The sequence below is a fragment of the Deltaproteobacteria bacterium genome, from assembly GCA_011773515.1.
In the GTDB taxonomy this organism is placed as follows: Bacteria; Desulfobacterota; Deferrimicrobia; order J040; family J040; genus WVXK01.
Genome location: WVXK01000075.1, coordinates 7,524 through 8,447, shown reverse-complemented (window position 1 = coordinate 8,447; position 924 = coordinate 7,524). Strand labels below are relative to the sequence as shown.

Sequence of the window (924 nt, the reverse complement as noted above, 5' to 3'; positions counted from 1 at the left end):
CCCCTCTCCCTGATGAGCCCGGCAACCACCGGCGCGCTCACCTCTGCGAGGTAGTCCGCGAACACGTCCCCGATCACGAGATTTACCTTCGACACGCCATACCGTCCCACCTCCCCGGCTATTTTTTCCGCACCGGGCCCGCCCATAACGAGTGCCTCCACGGTCCCTCCCGCTATTCCGGCAAGCTGATGCGCGGCGGTTATGGTCGAAAGGGTTGTCTTCCTGAGCGCCCCACCCTGGTGCTCGGCTATTACCAGTATGTCTGCCATGTGAGAACTCTCCTCAAAATGAATTTTCCCGCCCCATCTCCGCGGTAAACCGTGAACCCTGAACTGTTTTCATTCCGCATTCCGCAATCCGCATTACCTTTTTTATCCCTTGAACCATAAATGCAGTTTCTCGTTTCTCGTTTCTGGTTTCTCGTTCAACCGGAAACCGTAAACCGGAAACTGGAAACCGGAAACCGGAAACGGTAAACCGTTTTTACTCCGAATTACCATATGCTCATAGAACTTTGGCTTCGTTGGCCAGTTTGTCCACGAGCTCCTTGACGCTCTCCACCTTTTTCCCCCCCGCCCTTTCCGCGGGCGGCTCGAGCTTGATCACCCGCACCTTCGGTTCGGGAACCAGCCCGAGATCCGCTGTGGACAGAACCCTCATCTCCTTCTTCTTGGCCTTCATGATCCCCGGGAGGGATGCGTACCGGGGCTCGTTCAACCGGAGGTCGGTGGTCACGATGGCGGGCAGCCCCACCTCTATGGTCTCGAGGCCCCCGTCTACCTCCCGCGTCGTCTGCGCCCGCTTCCCGTCTTCGGAAAAGGCGATTTTCGATACGAAGGTGGCCTGAGGGAGACCAAGCTTCGCCGCGAGGATCTGCCCCACCTGATTGGAATCGTCGTCGACGGCCTGCTTCCCCATGATGAC

1 protein-coding gene and 1 pseudogene (1 of these 2 cut by a window edge) are annotated in these 924 nt (G+C 58.1%); both read right to left on the bottom strand.

Features of this window, described 5'->3' with window-relative positions; all coding sequences use genetic code 11:
* Nucleotides 1-269, bottom strand: a 269-nt coding sequence (locus GTN70_08545) for an electron transfer flavoprotein subunit alpha/FixB family protein (protein NIO17032.1), incomplete at its 3' end; no start/stop codon positions are given.
* Nucleotides 270-504: 235 nt separating this feature from the next.
* Nucleotides 505-924 (bottom strand): annotated as a pseudogene (locus tag GTN70_08540) (electron transfer flavoprotein subunit beta/FixA family protein) (it continues 302 nt past the right edge of the window).